We start from the raw sequence: 22,208 nt of genomic DNA on the forward strand, positions 1-22,208 counted from the left end.
GAATATTGCAGTTCTAATCGTGAAGTTGAAAGGGGAACACCAACTATGAATAATGCTCTGACAAGCCTAGAGCAGCAAATGGCGGGCGAAGGCCTTGATGCCCTGCTCGTAACAGATCCCAAACATGTCTACTACTTGACCGGATTCGCCAGCGATCCGCATGAACGTTTTCTCGGTCTGCTGTTGATACGCGGAGAAGAGCCAATGCTCATTCTCCCCGCACTAGATGCAGAAGCGGCTCAAGCAGCTTCTTCGGTCACCAAAATCATAACCCATAGTGACACTGATAATCCCTATAACCTGCTTAAAGATTGTTTCGGCAGCAGTAAGCTAGGTACTCTTGGTATAGAGAAGGAACATTTCTCAGTAGCCCGTTTTGAGCATCTAACCGCAGCCGTTCCAGCAGAACGTTTTAGTGATATAGGTCCATTGCTGCGCAGCATGCGCTCCAAAAAGACCCCAGATGAAGTTAAACGCATGAAACATGCCGCTGAGCTAGTTGAGGAAGCTTTGCGCCGAGTGCTTACCCATGTGAAAACAGGCGTTACAGAAAACGATTTAGTAGCGGAACTGGAATATCTAATGAAAAAGGTTGGCGCTTCCGGCCCTTCCTTCGACACTATGGTGCTTTCTGGTCCGAAAACTGCTCTGCCTCACGGTGTTCCAGGTAACCGGGTCATTCAGCCAGGCGACTTCCTGATGTTTGATATTGGGGTGTATGCTGATGGTTATGCTTCTGATATTACACGTACCTTTGCTATTGAATCCGTGGACGACAAGCTAATCACGATCTATAACACCGTGCTGGCTGCCAACGAAGCTGGGATCGCTGCTTCCAATCCTGGAGCTCCCTTCGGTTCTGTCGACAAAGCTGCGCGTGATGTGATTGAGGAAGCCGGATTCGGAGAATATTTCTTGCACCGTGTCGGACACGGACTGGGTATGGATGTTCATGAATATCCATCACTCCATGGACAGAACGATGACATTATCGAGATCGGCAATGTGTTCACCGTCGAGCCAGGGATTTATGTACCGGGACTAGCGGGTGTACGTATCGAAGATGATCTGATTATTACAGCTGAAGGTGCGGAAACCTTAACAAGCTTCCCTAAGGAACTGACTATTCTTCATTTGTAGAAAAGAATTATAGACGTAGTTCATGTGTGCCCAATATTGATACCAAGAGTATCCGAAAGATATTAAAATCAAAGATAGCCCATCCCTAATAAGTTGGAAAAGAATCACTTTCAACTTACTGTGATGGGCTTTCTCTTTTTCCCGCACCATACTCGACTTGTTCAGACCCTTTCAAATCTATAATCCCTTTCAACCTTACAAACTCTTGTTTTATAAGTGAGTTTCAACATTTCATCTGCCATTTCCGCATATTGGTTATCTCCATCAGTTCGTTCAGATGTAAAAATCACTGCATATAAGGTGGTTTTGATGTTTTAGCAATCTCACTCATGACTTTGCCTCCGTTTTTTGGTTATTAATAGGCACATTTTTTGCTTTCTCCATTAATTTATACTATATTAGCGCTTGAATAGAAACGAGCTGTTCAGTGAAAATAAAGTATCAGACTGGAGCTGTTGATTTAGCGTGGTTTTTGAATTGAAGAATCGCCAGCTTTTGAAAAATAAGTAGACTGCTGCTATTGTCATTGAACTAACGTTTCCCGTTTGTTCAAAAACTTTGTGTTAAAATACATTCCTAACAACTGCAGTTGTATTTTCCAGAATTCTCTCTCAGTTATAAGTTTTCTAATCCCCAATCGCTGTAGGTGTATGATAAACGTGTTTGAAATCTCTACAAAAATTCAGAAGTTTTCGGCTTCTTGTTTCAAAAGATCTATCACATGTCACTTATGGTAAGGTTCACCGTAACGGGGCTAGCGGCGAAAAAAGTAAAAGGAGCTGCCGCGGCATGCTCCTTCGCTTAACGCTCTTAATACTTCGATCGTCTTCTCAAGGTTTTTTGACATGGTATGCAAATTTGCAAATGATCTTCACACAGGATAGCCTCCCTATCGTCAAGCTTGTTCCGCTGCCTTTAGCAATCGAAGCAACAGCTCCTTACGCGGTTCCTGCGCCTTTCGAGCCAATGCAGCCAGCTTCTCCGCCTTGCCCAAAATCGGATACAGCACTCGTTCGGCCTCGTAATCCGCCAAAGCCTCGACATGCTGCACCAATAGCGATAGCTTGTCTTCACTTTCCAGTTCAGGCTGAATCCTCAGCTTCAGCGAATCATGAGAGCAACGCAGGCAAGCGATCAAGGCGGGCATCGAGCGTTCGGTTATGCCATGGGTCTCGGCGAAAACAGCCGTGAACTTGTCCTGCACCAGCTGATGCTCCTCGTCTACAAGAGCCATGTAGGTCTCTACCAACGGAAAATAGCGCTCGTCCGCGAGTCCCAGCCCGAATACGGCATAACTGCCCGGCATGACGCTTTTCTCACCTTCCGTATCCTCGTACCACACAAACTCTTCCATCGCCTCACGAGCGTATTCCTCCAATAACGGATACAGCTCGGAATAGGCCAGTGCATTTGCGAAAAAACGATGCGTATCGGATTTGGCAAGTCCTTTAATGGGTAATGCCTCTCTCACGCTGGATTTTAGCTTGATTTTGTAGCTTTTTGGGAAACCCTTCCGGAGTAGGGAGAGAATGAACGAAATCGCCCGTTCGTACGCACCAGCCTCTTCTTTACGAATAACGACCGTAATGATGGAAAACACATCGTTAGCCTTGCATTCAGTCAACTCGTCACGCAGATGAACGTCTTCTCGCGCGAAGGTGTCGCTACCTTCCTTCAACATGCGTCCGGCTTTGCCGCTGCCCAGCTGCCTCGCAAGCTCCAGAAAAGTCATGCCCTTGGCTTTACTGTAACTTGGCTCGTAACGAAGAATCATCACAGCGCCGTACAACAGCAGATCGATAGGCTGGTTCGGCTCATCCATATGCTTGAGAGCCTTATCCGGCTTGATTCCATTTTCATTGGTTCTGTATTCGGAAAGGGTAACATCATAGTGACGTGGCAGGAATACTTCCTCGGTCCAGTGGGTTAAAGCTCGAATGATATCGCTTCGATGCTCCCTCAGCGCTTGCGCCCGTTCTTTATTCAACGCCTGAATCCGGTCAAATATAGCAATCGTCCTTCCGACGTCCGGTTCGTTGAACAAATACGGGTCCAACAGATGGCGTGTCAAAAAGAAAGTTTCTAACGGCTTTGTCGGGTAAGCGCCCTTCTCCAGTTTTTGCTCGATATAGGACTCAACCCGCTCCAGAAGCTGCCGCTTTTTCTCTTCATATACGATGTCAAACAGCGTTAATCTCACGGGCCCGTCTGCCGTTGTGAATCTTCCCTTCAAGGTAAATCGGTAATCGATAAGGGCCGACGTATGCAACTTGTCCAGTTTCTCCCTTACGATGCTCGTCAACCGGGGCTGCACCTCATGCAAGACCTCCTCCTGCGTAAAAGGAGACGCCTTCATCGACTTGCGCCCTGAAGCATTCCTTCTAAAATCCGAACTGCCAACGCTAGTCCTACCCGGTCGATAATCCAGCACAATGTCGTTAAAAATGCCCACTTGCAGCGTGGTACGCTTGACAGCGCCCTCCACGTCCTTTCGTTTCTCTTGTTCCTCAAACCATTCATAAATTGCCGCTTTCATCTCTTCCAGCGCTTCTTCCTGTAGTGCGTTCATCGTCTCCCGCCTTTCCACATGTTTCTTCGCTGATCGCATCCAAAATATCGGTTTTTTCCCTTCGGAAGATTCACTATCCTTGCGATTTCCGAGCAGCCAGCAGTAACAATTCTAACCCGCCGACATTTTCAGCTCTACACCACTTGCAATCCATTTATCGGCTAGTTCTTGCGCAATATCCGTTACTGCCAAAGTAACTGCTACCACAAAATCCGATAGCATAGCTACCTCAATCCACCGTTCAAAATCCGCCTAAGACATAACTTTAGGATCCGTGATCACTCCTGCATAGTAAATAGCGTCGTAATTCCCTGTAGCATAGAGCAGCCAAGGTTGCTCCTCATTAAATCACTTATTTATCACCTAGCTTTATCCCCGCTATTCAACCTGTTATGTACATGAAAAGTTACCTTTGTCCCTGTACCTAACGTACTTGTGATATGGAGTCCTGTTCCAAAGTGCCGTTTTAATCGCAGATCAGTATTAATCAATCCGACGCCTGAACGACTATCTGCTTTCCTTTCTAATATTCGTTGCAATTGGACCTCGTCTATTCCGTCCCCATCGTCTTCAACGGTTATCTCTGCATGCGTCTCATAGACAGAAATCCGAATAAGAATCGTTCCTCCACGATTGCGCTTCATTATGCCATGTCTTATCGCATTTTCAACGAGAGGCTGGATCGTAAGAAATGGGACTTTTATGTCCCCACAGTCATCTGTCTCCCAAATAACCTGTAACCTTTCTTCAAACCGAACCTTTTCAATATATAGATAAGAACGTACTAGACTTAACTCCTCTTCGATCGGAACAAGCCTATCCATGTTTTGAAATTCAAATTTATTCCTCAGAAAATTACTGAATTCATCGAGCAAATTACGCATCTTATCCAAATTAATATCACTTAAAGCTGTTACAGCATTCAACGCATTAAATATAAAATGAGGCTGGATTTGCGCTTGCAGCCATGCAGCTTCTAATCGCAGTTGTTCTCGAACGGATTGTTTAATCGTAGCTAACGCCTCGATCCGCGATTTTATTTCTATTGCTTCCACTGGCTTCGTCACATAATCGTTTGCCCCCGCTATAAAGCCGCTCTGAATATCTTTCGGTTGGCTTCTAGCGGTAAGGAGCAATACAGGGAGCTCCGTGAGTGTAAACCGCTCACGAATCATTCGTGTCAGCTCATAACCGGACATCTGTGGCATCATGATATCGGAGATGACCAGATCCCAATCCTTAGTGTCCAGTACAGCTAATGCCTCTTTACCGCTCGTTACCATCGTTAAATCATATTCGTCTGGTGGTAGTATGGCTTCAAGTACTTGAAGGTTGACAGGATCATCATCAACAACTAATAGAATCGGACGTTCACGATTCATTTCTATTAAAGTTGTTTGATTCGTAGCTGGCGGAATCTTCACTTTTTCCATATACACTGAGGAGGCTATTTCTTGAATCGGCATGGATTGTAATGGTTCAAATGAGTTAGTCAAATCATTCTCTTCCTCCACTTCCAAACCTGCTAGCCTTAATGAAAATGTGAATTTTGAGCCCTCTCCTAAAACAGAGGACACTACTAACGTACCTCCATGAAGCTCAACCAGTTGCTTGCTTATACTTAAACCCAACCCAAAGCCACCATCAATCATAGTCTCATTCGTGCTGGCTTGCTCGTACGGACGGAATAGGCGCTTAAGCATGTTCTCATCCATTCCGATCCCGGTATCAGCAATAACGATATAGGCTCGTCCATCTTTTACAAAAGCTTGAATCGAAATGACCCCATCATTCGTATATTTCACAGCATTATGAAGTAAATTGAAAACGATTTGAACAACCCGGTTCTCATCCGCATATACTGGAGGAAAATCTTCAGGAATTTGATTTGCAATTTTTACAGACTTCACATCTGCATTTAATTGCAGCATATCAAGTACTCCGTTCACAATTGGCTGAATAAATATGACTCTTTTGTGTATGCGCGGATTGCCTTCCCGTAAACTCATCACATCAATCAAATCGTCTAATATCAATGTCATTCGACGTCCTACAGATAAAAGCGTTTCAAGCTCTTTGATACTCCTTTCCTGCAACAAATGCCGCTCCCGTTTTAAAACGGATTGTGACATATTAAGAATACTATGAAGCGGATTTTTAAATTCATGAGAAGTATTTGCTAGGAATTGATCTTTATGGTCATTCATCCTTTGCAATGTTGTCGCAAGCTCTTTCGTGTTCGCATGCATGATAAAATAATCTTTAAACCATACAGAGGCTAAACAAGCTATCGCAATAATCATATCGAACGGATAGTAGACAAGACTCAAACCGCTATCCAGCAAGATTAACGACCAAAGAGCATAGTTCATCAACGCAAGAAATGAGATAAGCAGTAAAAGATTGCTCTTTAAATCTTTAATTACTTTTTTAAACATCGTAATCAGCGTTATAACTGCAGCAGTACCACCTAATACATAATAAATAGGGAAGAGCATGATCACCTGAGTTGGATTTAAAAACAACGTGATGCCGGCAGTCCCTAGATTCATTATTTTATAGACAGGGTACATCCTACGCCAATATGGAAGCTCGCGATGATTCGTACACTGGAGCAAAGCATAGGCTGCAATAACGAAAGCAATATTAGTCAGCTTAAAATCCCAATCAATTCCAATGTAAAATAACTGATGGAACAACTTCTCATCCGTACTAAAGACACTCGTGATCGTTACACATAATGCAAGCAAACTAAAATAAAGCAGCTTCTTTTCCTTATTTCCTATTAAATACAAAATAAGTGCATAGACAGCATGCATAATAAAAATAATCGCTGCCAAAAACTGCATAAAAATGGAAGCCTTCATCTCTTTGGCAATGGCTTCTTCTGAACCGAATTTTATGGATCGGACAATGCCCCCGCTTCGACTATCCACATAATTTGCCGCCTGAATCACGAGTTCGATTACACCGTTGTCATCTGCTGTAAAGGTTGTAGAATAAGGTAGGTCCTTCGAAATATATTCATCCTTTGTTGTCGCCACATGTCCGGATTTAGTAAGTAATCGACCGTTTACATATAATTCTGATGCAGTGCGTACACTGGGTACACGAATACTATAATTAAGATGCTTCGCCGGGTCTACATAAAGAAGCAAACGATAAGAGCCATACCCGTATGGAGATGGCTTGTCAGCATGCAAAACTTCACTCCATCCTCCCGGTACCTGAATGAGCCTTGGCGCATTATCGCCTAACAATTGTTGCCGACTACCATCTATCAACCATTGCGAGGGATAAAACTCCCATTCCCCATCAAGCAAGTGAATGCTGCCATCTTCTGCATTCCAATTGCGTAAATCGAATTGCCCATTATGAATTGACGCCTGTTTGGGATATTGAAACGCTTCCATCCATAAAATGCGAAAACCGGTTAAAATAACTAATATGAAAACTAGCAATAATATTATATAGCTCTTTTTCATTTGATATTTGGATGAGTGAGTTTCCACGAAGTATTTCTCCCCTAGTCATTTTCTTCTAAGACATTTAAATAAGTACTCTCCATAATTTACCACAGTTAATATAGGAGAAACAGACGATAAAGACATCTTGATGTCTATTATATAGAAATACCGACTTGGAATTTCGCGAGTTTGTTGTTCACAAGAAAACTATAGCATGTTCTTTTCAACTAAACTGCCAGTTAGTTGAACAAATAAAAAAAACGGCTGCCTAAGCAACCGCTGTTCCACTAACGTACCCCCTGAGCTCAATGATCTGAAGAAATTGTTTCACTCAAGCTATTCCTCAGAAATCTCTACGTACTATCTAAACCCAATTTGACGCCGAAATTAGGCATTAACCTTGCCTAGGGCGAATATCTTAACGGGGAAATACATTAAAAAAAATGAGGCGATACACTTGGGTTACTTCGTTACTGTGGAACCGGGCGTAAAAGTATTTATAGAGGACATCAATCCGAAGGGAAATAAAACGATACTTTTTATTCATGGCTGGCCGCTAAACCATAACCAGTTCGAATATCAGTTCAATTTCCTTCCTAAGCTCGGATATCGTTGTATCGGAATGGACTGGAGAGGATATGGCAATTCGGATAAACCATTCGATGGTTACGGTTTCGATAGATTAGCAGATGATCTTCGTATGGTCATCGAAGCGTTACAGCTAAAAAACATAACACTGGCAGGACACTCTACCGGAGGAGCGATCTCAATTCGTTATATGGCTCGTTATAAAGGGTACGGGGTATCTAAACTCGTCCTGATCGACGCTGCGTCTCCATCAAGCGTTCCAAAAGAATTTACGAATAAAATCATCGAAGAGACAAACAATGACCGTCCGAAAATGCTGCAAAACCAAACGGAGATTTTTTTCTTTCAGTACATTTCTGAAGCGAAATCCGAATGGTTCTTTCTAATGGGTTTACAAGCTGCGAATTGGTCGACCTCCGCCATTATGGTCACGCTAAGAGACGAGAATGTTTACAACGATCTTGGACAAATCGATGTGCCCACATTAATTATTCATGGAATTCATGATAAAGTCGTTCCGTTTACCCAAGCTCAGGAAACAAATAAACTGATTAAAAATTCGCAATTAGTTCCATTCCAATACAGCGGCCATTGCCCTTTTTTGGAGGAGCGTGATAGATTCAACCAACTATTATCTTCTTTTGCATAACGCCTCGGATTAGCCGCACCATCGCTCCCCATAAATATAGTCCGATAATGCCCGATGATTGAGCAAACCTGCCCGTTAGCTTAATAAAGCAGCGTCAATCTAATACCTAGCTTTCAGTTCATTAATTCATCTTTTGGATACAACTGCTCTGCTGACATCTTCACGCCTGCATTCCCCACATCCCGCGAATCGACTCTGCCTCTTTGACCATCCTGCCGACTAGTTCCGAGACCGTAGGGGTATCATGGATCAACCCTGTCACTTGGCCTGCCCAGCCGATGCCCTCTTCTTTGACATCATCATAAATCCAGCGCTTATTGGCTGCACCGCTAATATATTCTTTTAAGGCTTCATAAGTCGGAGTCACACGCTCAATTTCGAGAATCTTATCTATGTACTCACTACGTAGCACTCGCGCGGGCGCTCCGATAGAGCGTTTGATTACGACTGTATCTGACTCAGAGCTTTCTACTAGGGCTTTTTTATAAGAAGCAGCCGCATGAACACATTCAACCGTAGCAACGAATCGTGTGCCCATTTCAATTCCCTCAGCCCCCAGTGCATGGGCCGCCATCCATCCGCGGCCATCCCCGATCCCGCCTGAAGCAATCACAGGAATATCAACCGCATCAACTACTTGAGGAACGAGCACCATAGTCCCTACATCATCACGTCCCAAGTGGCCTCCTCCCTCCTGCCCAACAACAATAACCGCAGAAGCGCCTAATTGTTCAGCTTTTTGGGCTTGTCTGCGTGAAGAGACGAGCACGAGCGTTTTAATATCAGTCTGCTGTAGCATTTCCAGTATAGGGGCCGGATTCCCACCGGTGAGACTCACCACGGGAACCTTCTCGTCGATGGCGACTTGCACCCGATCTTCATAACCGATACCATGCACACCGATGGCAAAATTAACGCCAAATGGCTTGTCCGTCAAAGTACGTACCCGTTCTATTTCTGAACGTAAAGCCTCTGCGCTCGGAAGACTCATCGCTGTAACCTGACCCAATCCACCGGCATTCGAAACGGCAGCGGCGAGGTCTGCATAACCTAAATAAGCAAGTCCACCTTGAATAATAGGATACTCTATGTTCAATAACTCCGTAATACGGGTGTTCCATTTCATCTTCATCTACACCTTTCCTATCTTTAACCACAGCAGAATCACAGCAAATAAAAGAGCAATTCCCCCTGCCAGATAATCCATTTTCTGAAATTGCAAAACCCTATAAGAAGTTCTTCCTTTACCATTTCCATAAGCACGCGCATCAATCGCATAGCTCAGCTGTTCAGCACGTTGAATCGTCGTGAAGAGCAAAGGAATAATGATCGGGACATAAGCAAATATCCGTTTAGGTAGTGATAATGCTGTAAGATCATAACCTCTAGCCTTTTGTGCGAGCAGAATACGATCCAGCTCCTCCTTGATGGTAGGAATAAACCGGATCGCAATCACTATCATTAAGGAGAATTGTTCTACGGGTACCCCCATTTTGGATAGAGGTGCAAGTAGCTTTTCAAGACCATATGCTAAGTCTAGCGGTTTAGTCGTTAACGTTAATACTGAGGCTAATAAGATGAGCAATATAATACGCCAAACAAAACGTAATCCTGTTCGCAGTCCCTCTTCAGTTACCTCAATAAAGGACCACGACCAGAGGATCGTTCCTTTGGTGAACACAGCATTATACAGAAGGGTAAACAGCAAAACAAATAATAACGGCCGCAGCCCCCGCCAGAAGAAATGAATAGGAACCTTCGACAGCAGCAAAATTCCGAATACAAAAACAGTTGCAACTGCATAGCTAAGCCATGTTCCAAGCATCAGAAAGCTAAGCATGAGAATCACGATACTAACAAGCTTTATACGAGGATCTAAACGATGGAAAATCGAATGCGTCTCCACATATTGACCCACTATTACGGAATCAGCCATGTAGACGCCCCCTCGAATGCCAAATTGGCTGAACAGCATCGAAGATATCCTGCTCTTTACAGCTAGCAACCTCTATTTTTTGGCCAGATAGTTCCTCTACTAGCTTCAAAAGCTGTACGGGTTCAGGCATGGACAAGCCCAGCTCCACCAATAATTCTTCCTTTTCCATAAATAGTGTTCTGGGGTCAAAATGTCCTTCTAGCTGACCTTTATGGAAAACCAAAACCTCATCAGAGTACTCAGCAACATCCTCCATCTGATGCGAAACGAAGAGAATGGTGCGCTGATTTTGTTGCTGCCAAGTCTTCAGTAGCTTCAGCAAAGATACTTGGCTAGCTGGATCTAGCCCCGCTGTCGGTTCATCCAAAATTAGCAGCTTCGGATTCGTCATCAACACGGAGGCAATGGCCACACGACGCTTTTCTCCACCGCTTAATTGGAATGGATTTAAGGGGAGAATACCCTCTGACAGACCCACTTGCGGTAAAATCCTTTCAATCGCCTCCGTGATTTGCTGGCGTGAAGCACCCTGCAGATTCAGAGCAAAAGAAAGCTCCTTTTGCACCGTAGTTTCGAATAGCTGATGCTCTGGATATTGAAACACGAAGCCCAGCTCCGGGACCACCTTTAATTGTCCTTTGGCATCTCTGGGAGCAGGCTGCTGATCAATCCAATAGTCTCCTTTTACGGTGGGAATCAAGCCCTTCAGCACTTTGACAAAGGTAGACTTTCCTGCACCCGTGGGACCGATGATCGAAATCCATTTGCCCGCAGTAATGGTGCAGTTTATATTGTGCAAAGCCACATGATCAGCATAGTTTACACTTAAATTATCTAATTGGTAGACCATTGTGATCGAATTATCCCCTTCCAATCGGCTGTTGGCGGCACTTCTGAATGGAGCAATGCATGTACACGCACGGCAAAAGGCGGTTGTAATTGATAGTCCGCAACAGGCATCGTTTCAAAAAAAGCCAGTGGAGCACCATCATACTCAAGTCGCCCTTGATGCAGGAGTAATAATCGTTCTGCTGAAAGCACTTCCTCCATATGGTGAGTGATCTGAATAATGGTCAGACCTTGACGATGCAGCTCTTGCATAATGGCAAGCACCTGCTGCCTTCCCTGAGGATCAAGCATAGAGGTGGCTTCGTCAAAAATAATGACTTGCGGGCGCATCGCCAATATAGCCGCAATAGCGACACGTTGCTTCTGACCTCCAGAGAGCTGATGTGGCATAGCGTCCAGGTAATCCTCCATATGAACAGCCTGCAAGGCATGCTCCAATCGGCTGCGCATTTCCTCCCTTGGCACACGAACGTTCTCCAAACCAAAAAGCACCTCATCCATAACGGTTGTGGTGATAAATTGATCCTCTGGATTCTGAAAAACAAAGCCAATTTGCTGATGAATATCTGCAAGATCAGCTGGCTTTGTGGTGTCTAGGCCCTTAAACTGTACAGCCCCTTTTCGCGGTAGCAGCAGTCCGTCCATGAGCTTTGCAATGGTGGATTTGCCAGAGCCATTCGCGCCAACAATCGCCACAAACTCTCCTGCTTCTATCGTAAAGCTGATATCCTCTAGGACAGGCTGACCCTTTTTATAATAAAAATGAACTTGATCGAAGGTAAGCATTTATTCACTCCCCTTTTGACGATGCCAAGTAGCGAAAAATGCCCCAATGCTGTTCTCGGAAAATGCAGGTGCAGGCTTCTCCCATTTCGTCACTTTTGATCCATTCACAGCAAAGATTTCACCGGTTAAATCCGCGTCAGACTCACTCAATAATGCAGTCACAAAGGAAGCAATATCCTCCGGGCCACCTATTCGCCAAAAGTCTGGGAACGGTTCATTACGACTGGCATGTTTCGCTTTCAAATGATCAATGACAGGTCTGGTCATATCTGTTAAAGCGGCTGGCGAAATCGCATTGACTCTAATTTGATCACGTTTAAGCTCCGCTGCTAGTGTCCACGTCATTCCAAGTATTCCAGCTTTGGCTGCACTATAATTCACCTGACCCACAGAACCTGTTAGTCCAGCCGTAGAGGTCATCAACAGGATATCGCCACCTGTCTGACGCATATATGGAAGTACGCGTTGAATGCTATAGTAGGTGCCATTTAGATGTACATCCAGCACAGCCTTCCACTCTTCATCCGTCATCCGTAGACATTTCTGATCCTGCAAATTCCCAGCGTTAGCTATCAATACCTCAATACGGCCATACCGTGTAATAACCTCATCCACCATTGCAGTGACCGCAACTGGATCTGCTACATTAGCAGAGTATCCTGATGCCTCACCACCCGCCTGACGAATCTCGTGGACAACCTCATCGATTAAGACTTGTTTTGTACCATTTACAACCACTATATAACCGGACTTGCCGAGCTGCACGGCAATACTTCGCCCGATCCCTCTGGTTGCTCCAGTAATTAAGGCTACTTTGTTCATCACTACACCTCTTTCACTGAAAAAGCTCCCGAAGCAATAACATCGCCAGCTTCTGTTGTAAGGGTCACTTTAACCATGCAGTCATCCTCCGCAAACTCAAAAATCACGACATTATCGACCTCTATAGGCTTATGAAATTTCATATCATATTGAGTGATCCACTGTGCCTGATGCTCCTCGATATATAAGGATTGGGCTAATCCCATTAGATACATCCCATGCGCAATGGGCCGCTTAAATCCAGCCTCAGCTGCAGCATCCTCATCTAGATGAATAGTGGCCAGATCTTGGGAAGCTGCTGCATATTGCCGGATGGCCTCAGCCGTTATGCATTTTCTCATCATGATCATCACCTACCCGAATTAACACCGTTTCGGCAGTGACTATAAGCTCGCCTTCACATTTACAAACTAGCGTATGTGTGTAAAAGGTCAGCTTGCCCTGCCGGCCATCTTTTTGCACCTTGCTCGTTAATGCTAATTCACAATCTAACATCATCCCTGCCGTAATCGGAGCTTGATATGAGAATTTCTGAGTACCGTGAAGCAAAGGCTCTCCCTTGCTAAGCCAAGGAATTTCGAAGGCCTGCCAAAAAATAATAGGCATCGTAGATGGAGCAATCTGATTGCCATTAGTCGTCTGCACGGGTGCCTCAATACTCTGTGCGTAATCCGATATCCACTCTGCAGTCATAAGAATCTGAAGTCGGACACTGTTCATTCCGTAACCTCCACAAGCGTTGCCAGCCCCAACCCGCCGCCAATGCCCAAAGTGGCAAGTCCCCTTTTATAAGGCATATGCTGCATTTCAGCACATAAGCGAGTCATTAAAATCGCTCCGGACGCCCCATATGGATGACCGATAGCTAATGCGCCTCCTCCAAGATTGACCTTTTCCTGTGGGATCTGAAGCTCATTCAGTGAGGCTAGAACTTGCGAAGCAAAGGCTTCATTAAACTCTACGATATCTAAATCGGCTATGGTCAGCTGTTGACGATGTAACACCTTTTGTACAGCTGGAACTGGGCCCATACCTAAATAATTCGGATCTACACCTGCTGCTTGCGCATCTACGATACGCAGGATAGGTTTAAGCTTGAGTTGCCGACATTTCTCACGGGACATCATTAATAGAAGCGCCCCACCATCATTAATAGGACAGGCATTTCCAGCGGTGACAGTACCCTTTTCTTCAAAGATTGAAGGCAGCTTTCGCAGCTTGTCCAGGCTCGTATTAGCCCTTGGACATTCGTCGGTATTCACCCACTCCCCCTCAACCAGAAGAGGTACAATTTCCTGCTGAAACCTACCACTTTGCTGAGCATGAACGGCCTTCTGATGGCTTTTCAAGGCATATTGATCCTGCTCTTCTCGCGAAATCCCATACTTCCGCGCTACATTTTCCGCAGCAATTCCCATATCCGGATCACCGTAAGCGCTAGGTGTAAAATGAGCACGGGTATATAGCTGCGGAACCCCCATCAAGGTTTGGGGCTTAGCCATTTTCCAAGGGGCACGACTCGTGCTCTCAACACCGCCCGCTAAATAAATCTCACCTGCGCCACTTTGAATAAGCCGTGCTGCTATATTAATGGCCTCTAACCCAGAACCGCACTGCCGATCCACAGTAACGCCCGGAACCGAAACAGGCAGTCCCGCTTCAAGCGCAGCTACCCGGGCAATATTTCCACCCGGACCGACCACATTTCCAATAATCACATCATCGATCATATCGACGGGCAGGTTCGTCTCTGCCACAATATGCTGAATAAGCGGCGCCAGTAATGCTTCCGGCTCAAATGTACTTAATAAGCCGCCCATCCTGCCAATCGGTGTACGTTTTGCCATAACAATTACTGCTTCTATCATACCATCGCTCTTTTCACATATTCTTTCATCGCTTGCCGGGCAATTTTGCCACTGCTTGTATAGATAAACTCATCAACTGTCAGCAGTTGCTTCGGCGCTTTGTAACTTGCTAAATACTGGCGACAATAATTCTTTATTTCGTCTATAGATAAATGCTTTGCACCATTCCATTTCACGAGGACTGCCAGCTGTTCTCCCCAATAATCGTCAGGGACGCCAAGCACCATTACTTCTTGTATTTCCGGAAGATGCTCCAGTACTCGCTCTATTTCCTCTGGATAAACGTTCAGCCCACCGGAGATGATTCTATTTTTCAAGCGACCCGCCAGATATAAATAACCAGCTTCATCCTGATAAACATAATCCTCCAACACAAGCCATCCCTCTCGAAAAGCTGCTGCGGTCTCCTTCGGCAATTGATGGTAGCCTAGAAATATCATATCACTTCGCACATATAACTGCCCAATCTCCCCCGTAGGGACTTCACGGAACTCTTCATCACGAATGGAAATTTGCACTCCGGGATAGGGCTTGCCTACAGAGTTCGGATTATGCTCTTCCAGAACATCCAAATAACTAATATAACTCGCTTCTGAGGAACCATAGGATTCATAGAGACGCGTTCCAGCGAACACTTCTATACCCTTTTTTTTGGACAACTCCGACCACTTTGCACCTGAGCTAATAATCGCATCAATCTGCGTCTGCCCAGGAACAGCCTGCTGCATCATGGATTCAAGCATTGTCGGTACAACAAACAACACCACACCCGGAATCTGCTTGCACAGCTCTAACACCTGTGTGGCGCTAAATTTTTGCGTAATATGAAAGTTTGCTCCACCATACAGACTCTGCATTACAGCGAACAAGGACAGCGAATGCACAAACGGACCCGGTGCTAAAACATCCTTCATAGAGTCCAATTCAAAGGCAGCACTCGATACCTCAAAGCTCTTTAACCACGATAAATGGGTACGCATATATCCTTTGGGTAGCCCAGTTGTGCCTGAAGTAAAACCGATAAATAATAACTCGTTCGTCTCTTCCAATTCAGCTTCTGGCTTCTGAGCTTTCAACCACTGATCATAGGAACCTGTTCGTTCATTTGAAAAAGTCAGCGTTGGGATGGCTTGGTCCTTGAAGACCAAATTCTTTGCAGCTTCCGGCTCGGCAAAAATCATTGTCGGCTGGCACTGCTCTATAATAACCCGCAGTTCATTTGCACTCCACTTGGGATCTAAAGGAATGGGAACACAGCCTGCATAAATAGCCCCCAAGAAAACCTCGACAAATTCAATGCGATTCGTAGATAAAATAGCGATTTTGTCATGCCTAAGGCCCTTTTGCTGTAGACCATTGGCAATTCTCCGCATCGCTTGCACTAATGTTGCATAGGTATGAGTTGCTTGGTCATGGGTTAAGGCAATGCTGTCGGGCTGTTCTGCTGCATGACGCAGTATAGGAACTACTAGATTCATCCTTCACCACACCTATTCGTAATTTCTGTGACTACCGATTATGTACACTCTCTTCGATCGGGATACAATTAGAATGGCTACGATAGCTTATTTTAGCTTTATATTAATTTTATGTACATATTTATATGGAACGTTTGAGCCCTCTTACGACTGGAAAAATCAAACAGCGCGCATCGATTATGATCGGTACGCGCTGGTTGTATTGTTGTTTATTCCTTCTTATGAGCGGATGATGGTATTCCATCTTCAGCAAAAGTAAAAGTTCGGGCGATATATAAGATAGGTGTGCTTACTGCGGTTAGTAAGAATTTCGCTAGATACGTTGTAAGCAAAATTTCAAACCACACACTCCAGTTATACAACCCAGCAAATGCAATGGTACAGAAGATTAGTGTATCCACAAAGGAGCTAATCATCGTACTGCCGTTGGAACGAATCCACAACTGACTTGAGGTGCTGTAATATTTGCGAATCCAGGAGTACAACCGAACGTCTAGGAACTGACTAATGAAGTAAGCAGTCAGACTACCCAACGCTAGTCGAGGCATCAGACCAAAGATCGTCTCCAAAGAAGACTGAGCAATATCGGTCTCTTGCGGCTTAAATACTAGTACCATCTGCATAATGACTGTCGTCATAAGCAAGGTGAAGAAGCCAAACCAAACCGCTTTACGTGCTTCTGCTCTTCCATACTTCTCATTAAGCAAATCGCTGGTCATATATAAAGTGACATACATCGTATTTCCGAGTGTCATCACGATATCAAATGGCATAGCAATCGTCTTAGCTACCTGAATGTTTGCAATTACAGTAGCGATACCTACCCAGGCATACATTCCACTTTTGCCGAACAGGCGGTAACAGAGTAGAAAAAAAGCAAAATTGACAATAACAAATAAAACTCCCCACATCAAATTAAACATATTGCTTAAACTCCTCCTAGTTTTGTTTACGCGGGATGGTTACGAACCGCGGCTTACATTAAGTTTTGGAACAAAACATTAATACTCTATCACACTGTCGTCAAACAATCCATAAAAATAAACAATTTATGAAATGGGTATTTATACCCATTTTTATTAACTAAAAATAAAAGTGTCAGTAATAATTCATCTTTTTCAGAAAAATATGCTATATAAACTAAAACTTTCACTATTCATCCAGAGGTTAATTCTATAGAATAGTATCAAACACTTCATTCCCGATCCATTTAGTTGATATATTACATAACTATGGAATATATTGCAGGTTGCCAGTCACTAGCAGTCGGTAGGGATATAAAGAAATGGGGCTTCGCTGCCCATAAAAAGGGGGAGAACAATATGTTTCGTTTCAAGCAGTCGATCAGTCGCAGATTTACGCGTTTATTATTTGTAGTTCTATTACTCACGTCTCTTTTGTTAAGTACCAGCTTCTACTTTATATCCACCAGTATTTTCAACAGCTATGTCATGCCACAAATCAATCAAATTCTAACTGCAGCTGCTCAGGACGTATATAAGAATATAAATACAATGCATGCTCAGCAAGCACTAAAGAAGAACGAACAAGCAGCCACCAATCTTGAATTCTATTTTCAGGATAAGAGAAAGCAGCATGGGGTTGAGACTGTTTTTCTACTCAATCTAAAAGGCAAGGAAGCTGAGGTTCTGTCCGTAGATCATGATGCAAAATTAAAGCCGGAGGAAATTGTTAAGGTATCCTCTGCAATGCAGCAAGCTCTTAAAGGAAAGAGTGGACTAAGCGATACATACAAGGATTCGCATGGTGTACATAAGTCAGCTTATATCGGAATTCCCGGAAGTACGATGGTTATCGGAATCAGCAGTGATGTAAGCTTTATTCAAGAAAAAACAGACAGTATTCTGTGGACCAGCGCCGGGATCACTCTGCTAACGCTGATCATAGGCTCAACTGGTGCCTGGTTTATGAGCATGCGGATTACTCGTCCTATCTCAAAGCTTGCAGCTTACAGTGCCCGTCTTGCAGAGGGAGATTTCACAGAGGAATTAACGGTTAAAGGCAGTGATGAGGTAGCTCAACTGTCCAGAAGTTTCCAAGCAATGACCCTGCGCCTAAAAGAAATGATTGGACATGTACTCGTCACCTCAAATACTGTGGTCACCGATTCCAATTCTTTAAGAGAACGTGTTGAGGTCCTAAATGAAATGGCAGACCACTCTAGTACATCTGTTGTAGAAATTGGCAAAGGTAGTACGACCATCGCGAGCAGCGCTCTAGATAATTCAAAAGCTATGGAAGAAATCAATTTCGGTATTCAGCATATTGCTTCAGCAGCCACCGAAGTCACTGAGCAGATCAGTGAAGCTTCCGCTGAAGCGATTGGCGGTAATGAGATTGCCCAAAGTGCCGTTCTGCAAATGCGCCATGTTGAACGTGCCTCCCTGCAGTCGCTGGAGCAATTACAAGTTATGAATGAACGTTCAGTAATGATCGGAGAAGTCGTTCATAGTATTACTGAAATTACGAAGCAAATCCAAATGCTGTCGCTCAATGCTTCGATCGAAGCAGCACGTGCAGGAGAACATGGACGCGGCTTTGCCGTGGTTGCCGGAGAAGTACGCAAGCTTTCCGAACAATCCCGTAATGCGAATGAGCAGATTCGTGATTTCCTACTCGGACTTCAGGAAGATATGAATCGCTCCGTTACTGAGATGAACCATGTCAATTCTGAGGTAGCCTCCGGGGTAGGCAAAGTGGCAGAAGCGGGCGATGCCTTCAATCACCTTCTGATTCTGATCCAAAGCATCAATCAGAATATTCAATCCGTATCTGCGGCGACGCAGCAAATCTCAGCAAGTACAGAAGAAGTTAGTGCTTCCGTTGAGGAAACCGCACAAATCACTTCAAGATCCCAAGAAAGTGCGGACACACTATCCGAGAACTCCGAGCGCCAACGTATAGAGCTTGAAGGACATGCAGTAACCGTACAGCATCTATATGAGCAGGCTAAGAAGCTTCAGGAAGCTGTGCAACAATTTAAGATCTAAAGCTTAGGCTTAAATAAAAACAACCCGTTCACACGAAAGTGTTGAACGGGTTGTTTTGTTAGTGTCTTGGCGCCCAAAGAATGACTGAAACGCCGATCACACAAATAACAGCACCGACCCAGTCATATACATCGGGTGTTTTCTTGTCTACAAGCCAGCCCCATAACACAGCAAGCACAATAAACACCCCGCCGTAGGCTGCGTACACTCTTCCGAAGGACGGAAACTTCTGCAACGTAGGGATGATGCCATAGCCAATCAGAATCACAGAACCTACAAGACCAAACCAGAGAGGTCTTGATTCTCTTAGCCATAACCATACTAAGTATCCGCCTCCAATCTCAGCAAGGCCGGCAATTACAAATAGCAGAATGGCTGCAACCATGTCATCCCTCTTCCCTATTGAACTCTAAAAATATCAAATGATTCGCAAAATATGATACAACATCATCACGGGTTAGCAAGTATGTGTACAAGCAAGAATCTGGGCCACCAAACAGCTGGAACCACAGGCATCAATAGAGTATAAAATCAGATTGAGCGAGCTGGCTACTATGCGTCACCCGCAGGAGCCACTCACATGAAATTGTGCTGGAGCAGCACTAATACTAGTAGGAGCACAGCCTCTAGCAGCTCATTCAGTGCGCCATACACATCGCCGGTGAGCCCGCCGAGCCGGCTGCTAATCCGTCGCGCAGCAACGGTGCCGCTGGCCAAGGCCGCAGCTGGCAGCAGTAACGCTGCCGCCAGCTGCAACGGCCACGCGGCTATGCCCGCGCCGAGCGCCAGAGGCGCACCGGCTGCGGCTAGCGAGAGCAGCGCGGATATCGCCAGCGCGCGCCGCTCATCCGAGGGAGCGAGGCCGGCGAAGCTCGCGGCCAGCCCCTCGTTCCCGCGGGCAATGGGATAACGCACCATTGCCCGCACCATATACCAGCGGCTCCAGATCGCTGGCAGCAAGAGCAGTGGCAGCTCGTAATAGGCGTAGCCTTCGATTAATGCTGCCACTAAAGAGGCCTTTAACAGCAAGAGCAGCACGCAGGCGAGCACACCCATTGCACCCACACGGCTGTCCTTCATAATCTCCAGGATCCGTTCCCTCGGTCGGTAGCTTAGCAGACCATCCGCACTGTCCATCCAGCCATCGAGGTGCAGACCTCCGGTGAGTCCTACCCATAGAATGAGGGTAATGACAGCGGCTGGCCAAGCTGGTAAAATCAATCCCGTCAAAGCTGCCCCAGCAGCTACGCAAAGTCCGATAGCTGCACCCACCACGGGATAGAACATCACACTTCGGCGCAGCAGCTCAGGAGAAAATCCAGGGTCACTCTTTACAGGAAAACGGGACAAAAACTGAAAGGCAGCCGCGGCAGCATCCCTGCGCTCCCTCATAAACGATACTCCCTGCTCTTGAGTTCAATTGGAATGCCAGCAGTCACTAAAAAAACCTGCTCGCATTGCCGAGCAAGCAGCGCGTTCATACGTCCTGCCAGATCACGGTACAATCGGCCAAGCGCATACTCCGGAACTATACCGTCTCCAACCTCATTAGTGACCAAAATGAGGTTTCCTTGAAATGTGCGTACACTGTCTTCAAGTCTTGTAATCTCGCTCTCTATCAACTCTTGCCTATCCGTAAATCCTTCCATGGCTAGCAGTACATTCGATAACCACAACGTTAGACAATCTACGAGAACCGCCTTTTCACCAGATAAACGCTTAAGAAGATCTGGCAAATCATAAGGCTCCTCTAACGTCTCCCAAGCATATCCGCTTTGCGAGCGCTGTTGCTGATGCAGTACAATCCGTTCATTCATTTCATCATCAAACGCTTGTCCGGTTGCAACATAGAAGGCCTGATCTGCCAGTGACGACATCAATTTTTCTGCAAAACCACTTTTCCCGCTACGCGCACCTCCCGTTACAAGAATACTCATTGTTTCCCAGCTCCAGAGATGCCTGCACTTTCAAAGGTGGCCATTTCACTCAAAATGCGGCATATCGCCTCTATTAAATGAAGGGACAATACGCCTCCAGTTCCTTCACCCAAACGAAGACCCAGGTTAAACAACGGTTCAAGCCCAAGCCGCTCCAGCATCAGCTTATGTCCTTGTTCTCCTGATAGATGGGAGCCTATCATATAAGCAATGGATTCTGGAGCAAGCGCCTTCGCCACAAGAGCTGCCGCACCCGAAATAAAACCATCCAAAATGACAGGCACCCTAGCAGCAGCTGCGCCAAGAATCAGACCCGTCAAACCGGCGATTTCCAGTCCCCCTACTTTGGACAATACATCCAGCGGATCCGCCGGATTCGGCTGATTCACCTTTAAAGCGCGTTCCACAACTGCAATCTTATGTAGTAAACGTTCATCATCAATTCCCGTTCCTCTTCCGACGGCTACTTCAGGTGCTATTCCTTTTAGAGCACACAGAATAGCTGCGCTAGCCGTTGTATTTCCTATGCCCATTTCACCTGTAATAAAAATCTCCGTCCCGTTCTCAATCGCTTCTTGTGCGATTCTTAAACCTACAAGCACAGCATTCATCGCTTCTTCACGACTCATCGCAGGTCCCACGGCTATATTATCCGTTCCTCGGCGCACTTTACGATCAATCAGATCCTCATGACTAAGGTCGCCGTTAACACCGATATCTACGAACTTTACCTCAGCCCCAGCTTGGCGTGCCAGTACATTCACAGCCGCTCCTCCGCTGAGAAAATTATAGGCCATCTGCATTGTGACTTCCTGTGGAAACGCGCTAACTCCCTCGCAGCATACACCGTGATCGGCAGCCATCACAACTACCGTTCGTTTGGTGAAACTAGGCTGCTCCGTACCCGAAATTCCAGCGAGCTTAACGGCCAGCGTCTCCAATTGTCCCAGGCTGCCCGGTGGTTTAGTTAGAATGTTCAAGCGGTGCTCCGCCTTGAGGAAAGACTGTTCATCAGCTGGTGTGATTCGTTTAATTACTTCTTGAATAGATGAAATCATATTTTAACCTCCAATTAAAGATATCCGTATAACCTATTCTATCTTATCTA

Annotated in this window: 19 protein-coding genes, 1 pseudogene and 1 riboswitch; of the genes and pseudogenes, 3 read left to right on the forward strand and 17 right to left on the reverse strand. The window is 45.3% G+C overall.

The annotated features are described in order from the left end of the window. Positions 1 to 45 precede the first annotated feature (45 nt). Positions 46 to 1,140, forward strand: a complete 1,095-nt coding sequence (locus PAENI_RS10175) for a M24 family metallopeptidase (RefSeq protein WP_094869904.1) — start codon at positions 46 to 48, stop codon at positions 1,138 to 1,140. A gap of 895 nt (positions 1,141 to 2,035) precedes the next feature. On the opposite strand, the gene PAENI_RS10180 is transcribed toward PAENI_RS10175, so the two are convergent. The 3 genes and pseudogenes from PAENI_RS10180 to PAENI_RS10190 form a co-directional block, all read right to left on the reverse strand. Beyond that, positions 2,036 to 3,709, reverse strand: a complete 1,674-nt coding sequence (locus PAENI_RS10180; RefSeq protein WP_149645141.1) for a DUF6138 family protein — start codon at positions 3,707 to 3,709, stop codon at positions 2,036 to 2,038. 114 nt (positions 3,710 to 3,823) lie between these two features. Beyond that, a pseudogene (locus tag PAENI_RS10185) lies at positions 3,824 to 4,036 on the reverse strand (DNA alkylation repair protein); the annotation flags it as partial. 32 nt (positions 4,037 to 4,068) lie between these two features. Then, a complete protein-coding gene (locus PAENI_RS10190; RefSeq protein ID WP_149645142.1) occupies positions 4,069 to 7,221 on the reverse strand; it encodes a hybrid sensor histidine kinase/response regulator in 3,153 nt (1,050 codons plus the stop codon). Positions 7,222 to 7,633: 412 nt separating this feature from the next. On the opposite strand from PAENI_RS10190, the gene PAENI_RS10195 reads away from it, so the two are divergent. Next, positions 7,634 to 8,413 (forward strand): alpha/beta fold hydrolase, encoded by a 780-nt coding sequence (locus PAENI_RS10195; RefSeq protein ID WP_149645143.1) that lies wholly within the window; start codon positions 7,634 to 7,636, stop codon positions 8,411 to 8,413. Positions 8,414 to 8,573: 160 nt separating this feature from the next. On the opposite strand, the gene PAENI_RS10200 is transcribed toward PAENI_RS10195, so the two are convergent. The 10 genes from PAENI_RS10200 to PAENI_RS10245 form a co-directional block, all read right to left on the reverse strand. Continuing rightward, complete coding sequence (locus tag PAENI_RS10200; protein ID WP_149645247.1) at positions 8,574 to 9,539, reverse strand: NAD(P)H-dependent flavin oxidoreductase; 966 nt, start codon at positions 9,537 to 9,539, stop codon at positions 8,574 to 8,576. Between the two features lie 6 nt (positions 9,540 to 9,545). Continuing rightward, positions 9,546 to 10,349 (reverse strand): energy-coupling factor transporter transmembrane component T family protein, encoded by an 804-nt coding sequence (locus PAENI_RS10205; RefSeq protein WP_042185644.1) that lies wholly within the window; start codon positions 10,347 to 10,349, stop codon positions 9,546 to 9,548. Then, a complete protein-coding gene (locus PAENI_RS10210) occupies positions 10,342 to 11,199 on the reverse strand; it encodes an ATP-binding cassette domain-containing protein (protein ID WP_149645144.1) in 858 nt (285 codons plus the stop codon). The genes PAENI_RS10205 and PAENI_RS10210 overlap by 8 nt, the downstream gene beginning before the upstream one ends. Beyond that, positions 11,184 to 11,984: an energy-coupling factor transporter ATPase gene (locus PAENI_RS10215; protein WP_149645145.1), complete on the reverse strand. Its 801-nt coding sequence runs from the start codon at positions 11,982 to 11,984 to the stop codon at positions 11,184 to 11,186. The genes PAENI_RS10210 and PAENI_RS10215 overlap by 16 nt, the downstream gene beginning before the upstream one ends. Further along, complete coding sequence (locus tag PAENI_RS10220; RefSeq protein ID WP_149645146.1) at positions 11,985 to 12,806, reverse strand: SDR family NAD(P)-dependent oxidoreductase; 822 nt, start codon at positions 12,804 to 12,806, stop codon at positions 11,985 to 11,987. 2 nt (positions 12,807 to 12,808) lie between these two features. Then, positions 12,809 to 13,147 (reverse strand): MaoC family dehydratase, encoded by a 339-nt coding sequence (locus tag PAENI_RS10225; RefSeq protein WP_262495569.1) that lies wholly within the window; start codon positions 13,145 to 13,147, stop codon positions 12,809 to 12,811. Then, positions 13,125 to 13,526, reverse strand: coding sequence for an FAS1-like dehydratase domain-containing protein (locus tag PAENI_RS10230; protein WP_149645148.1), 402 nt, complete (start codon positions 13,524 to 13,526; stop codon positions 13,125 to 13,127). Before PAENI_RS10230 ends, PAENI_RS10225 begins: the two co-directional genes overlap by 23 nt. Continuing rightward, complete coding sequence (locus tag PAENI_RS10235) at positions 13,523 to 14,674, reverse strand: thiolase family protein (RefSeq protein WP_149645149.1); 1,152 nt, start codon at positions 14,672 to 14,674, stop codon at positions 13,523 to 13,525. The genes PAENI_RS10230 and PAENI_RS10235 overlap by 4 nt, the downstream gene beginning before the upstream one ends. Then, on the reverse strand, positions 14,671 to 16,152 hold the full coding sequence (locus PAENI_RS10240; RefSeq protein ID WP_149645150.1) for an AMP-binding protein: 1,482 nt from the start codon (positions 16,150 to 16,152) through the stop codon (positions 14,671 to 14,673). The genes PAENI_RS10235 and PAENI_RS10240 overlap by 4 nt, the downstream gene beginning before the upstream one ends. A 209-nt stretch (positions 16,153 to 16,361) precedes the next feature. Beyond that, the gene (locus tag PAENI_RS10245) at positions 16,362 to 17,075 is read right to left on the reverse strand and encodes a queuosine precursor transporter (RefSeq protein ID WP_149645151.1); all 714 of its coding nucleotides are present in this window, start codon (positions 17,073 to 17,075) and stop codon (positions 16,362 to 16,364) included. 10 nt (positions 17,076 to 17,085) lie between these two features. After that, positions 17,086 to 17,131, reverse strand: a riboswitch (PreQ1 riboswitch). A gap of 343 nt (positions 17,132 to 17,474) precedes the next feature. Between PAENI_RS10245 and PAENI_RS10250 the strand changes: the two genes are divergently transcribed. Then, the gene (locus PAENI_RS10250) at positions 17,475 to 19,163 is read left to right on the forward strand and encodes a methyl-accepting chemotaxis protein (RefSeq protein ID WP_149645152.1); all 1,689 of its coding nucleotides are present in this window, start codon (positions 17,475 to 17,477) and stop codon (positions 19,161 to 19,163) included. Positions 19,164 to 19,221: 58 nt separating this feature from the next. Here the strand turns inward: PAENI_RS10250 and PAENI_RS10255 are convergent, their stop codons facing one another. The 4 genes from PAENI_RS10255 to cobT form a co-directional block, all read right to left on the reverse strand. Beyond that, the gene (locus tag PAENI_RS10255; RefSeq protein ID WP_149645153.1) at positions 19,222 to 19,548 is read right to left on the reverse strand and encodes a YnfA family protein; all 327 of its coding nucleotides are present in this window, start codon (positions 19,546 to 19,548) and stop codon (positions 19,222 to 19,224) included. A gap of 191 nt (positions 19,549 to 19,739) precedes the next feature. Continuing rightward, positions 19,740 to 20,555, reverse strand: coding sequence for an adenosylcobinamide-GDP ribazoletransferase (gene cobS / locus PAENI_RS10260; RefSeq protein WP_149645154.1), 816 nt, complete (start codon positions 20,553 to 20,555; stop codon positions 19,740 to 19,742). Beyond that, positions 20,552 to 21,100 (reverse strand): bifunctional adenosylcobinamide kinase/adenosylcobinamide-phosphate guanylyltransferase, encoded by a 549-nt coding sequence (gene cobU / locus PAENI_RS10265; protein WP_149645155.1) that lies wholly within the window; start codon positions 21,098 to 21,100, stop codon positions 20,552 to 20,554. Before cobU ends, cobS begins: the two co-directional genes overlap by 4 nt. After that, positions 21,097 to 22,158 carry a nicotinate-nucleotide--dimethylbenzimidazole phosphoribosyltransferase gene (gene cobT, locus PAENI_RS10270; RefSeq protein WP_149645156.1) on the reverse strand — a complete coding sequence of 354 codons (1,062 nt, stop codon included), beginning with the start codon at positions 22,156 to 22,158 and terminating at the stop codon, positions 21,097 to 21,099. The genes cobU and cobT overlap by 4 nt, the downstream gene beginning before the upstream one ends. Positions 22,159 to 22,208: the final 50 nt, after the last annotated feature.

The sequence above is a fragment of the Paenibacillus sp. B2(2019) genome, assembly GCF_008370385.1.
Classification (GTDB): Bacteria; Bacillota; Bacilli; order Paenibacillales; family Paenibacillaceae; genus Paenibacillus_AQ.

Coding starts and splice junctions, on each gene's coding strand:
- PAENI_RS10175 (WP_094869904.1), top strand. CDS start 46: ATGAATAATGCTCTGACAAGCCTAGAGCAGCAAATGGCGGGCGAAGGC.
- PAENI_RS10180 (WP_149645141.1), bottom strand. CDS start 3,709: ATGAACGCACTACAGGAAGAAGCGCTGGAAGAGATGAAAGCGGCAATT.
- PAENI_RS10200 (WP_149645247.1), bottom strand. CDS start 9,539: ATGAAATGGAACACCCGTATTACGGAGTTATTGAACATAGAGTATCCT.
- PAENI_RS10205 (WP_042185644.1), bottom strand. CDS start 10,349: ATGGCTGATTCCGTAATAGTGGGTCAATATGTGGAGACGCATTCGATT.
- PAENI_RS10210 (WP_149645144.1), bottom strand. CDS start 11,199: ATGGTCTACCAATTAGATAATTTAAGTGTAAACTATGCTGATCATGTG.
- PAENI_RS10215 (WP_149645145.1), bottom strand. CDS start 11,984: ATGCTTACCTTCGATCAAGTTCATTTTTATTATAAAAAGGGTCAGCCT.
- PAENI_RS10220 (WP_149645146.1), bottom strand. CDS start 12,806: ATGAACAAAGTAGCCTTAATTACTGGAGCAACCAGAGGGATCGGGCGA.
- PAENI_RS10225 (WP_262495569.1), bottom strand. CDS start 13,147: ATGAGAAAATGCATAACGGCTGAGGCCATCCGGCAATATGCAGCAGCT.
- PAENI_RS10230 (WP_149645148.1), bottom strand. CDS start 13,526: ATGAACAGTGTCCGACTTCAGATTCTTATGACTGCAGAGTGGATATCG.
- PAENI_RS10235 (WP_149645149.1), bottom strand. CDS start 14,674: ATGATAGAAGCAGTAATTGTTATGGCAAAACGTACACCGATTGGCAGG.
- PAENI_RS10240 (WP_149645150.1), bottom strand. CDS start 16,152: ATGAATCTAGTAGTTCCTATACTGCGTCATGCAGCAGAACAGCCCGAC.
- PAENI_RS10245 (WP_149645151.1), bottom strand. CDS start 17,075: ATGTTTAATTTGATGTGGGGAGTTTTATTTGTTATTGTCAATTTTGCT.
- PAENI_RS10250 (WP_149645152.1), top strand. CDS start 17,475: ATGTTTCGTTTCAAGCAGTCGATCAGTCGCAGATTTACGCGTTTATTA.
- PAENI_RS10255 (WP_149645153.1), bottom strand. CDS start 19,548: ATGGTTGCAGCCATTCTGCTATTTGTAATTGCCGGCCTTGCTGAGATT.
- cobS (WP_149645154.1), bottom strand. CDS start 20,555: ATGAGGGAGCGCAGGGATGCTGCCGCGGCTGCCTTTCAGTTTTTGTCC.
- cobU (WP_149645155.1), bottom strand. CDS start 21,100: ATGAGTATTCTTGTAACGGGAGGTGCGCGTAGCGGGAAAAGTGGTTTT.
- cobT (WP_149645156.1), bottom strand. CDS start 22,158: ATGATTTCATCTATTCAAGAAGTAATTAAACGAATCACACCAGCTGAT.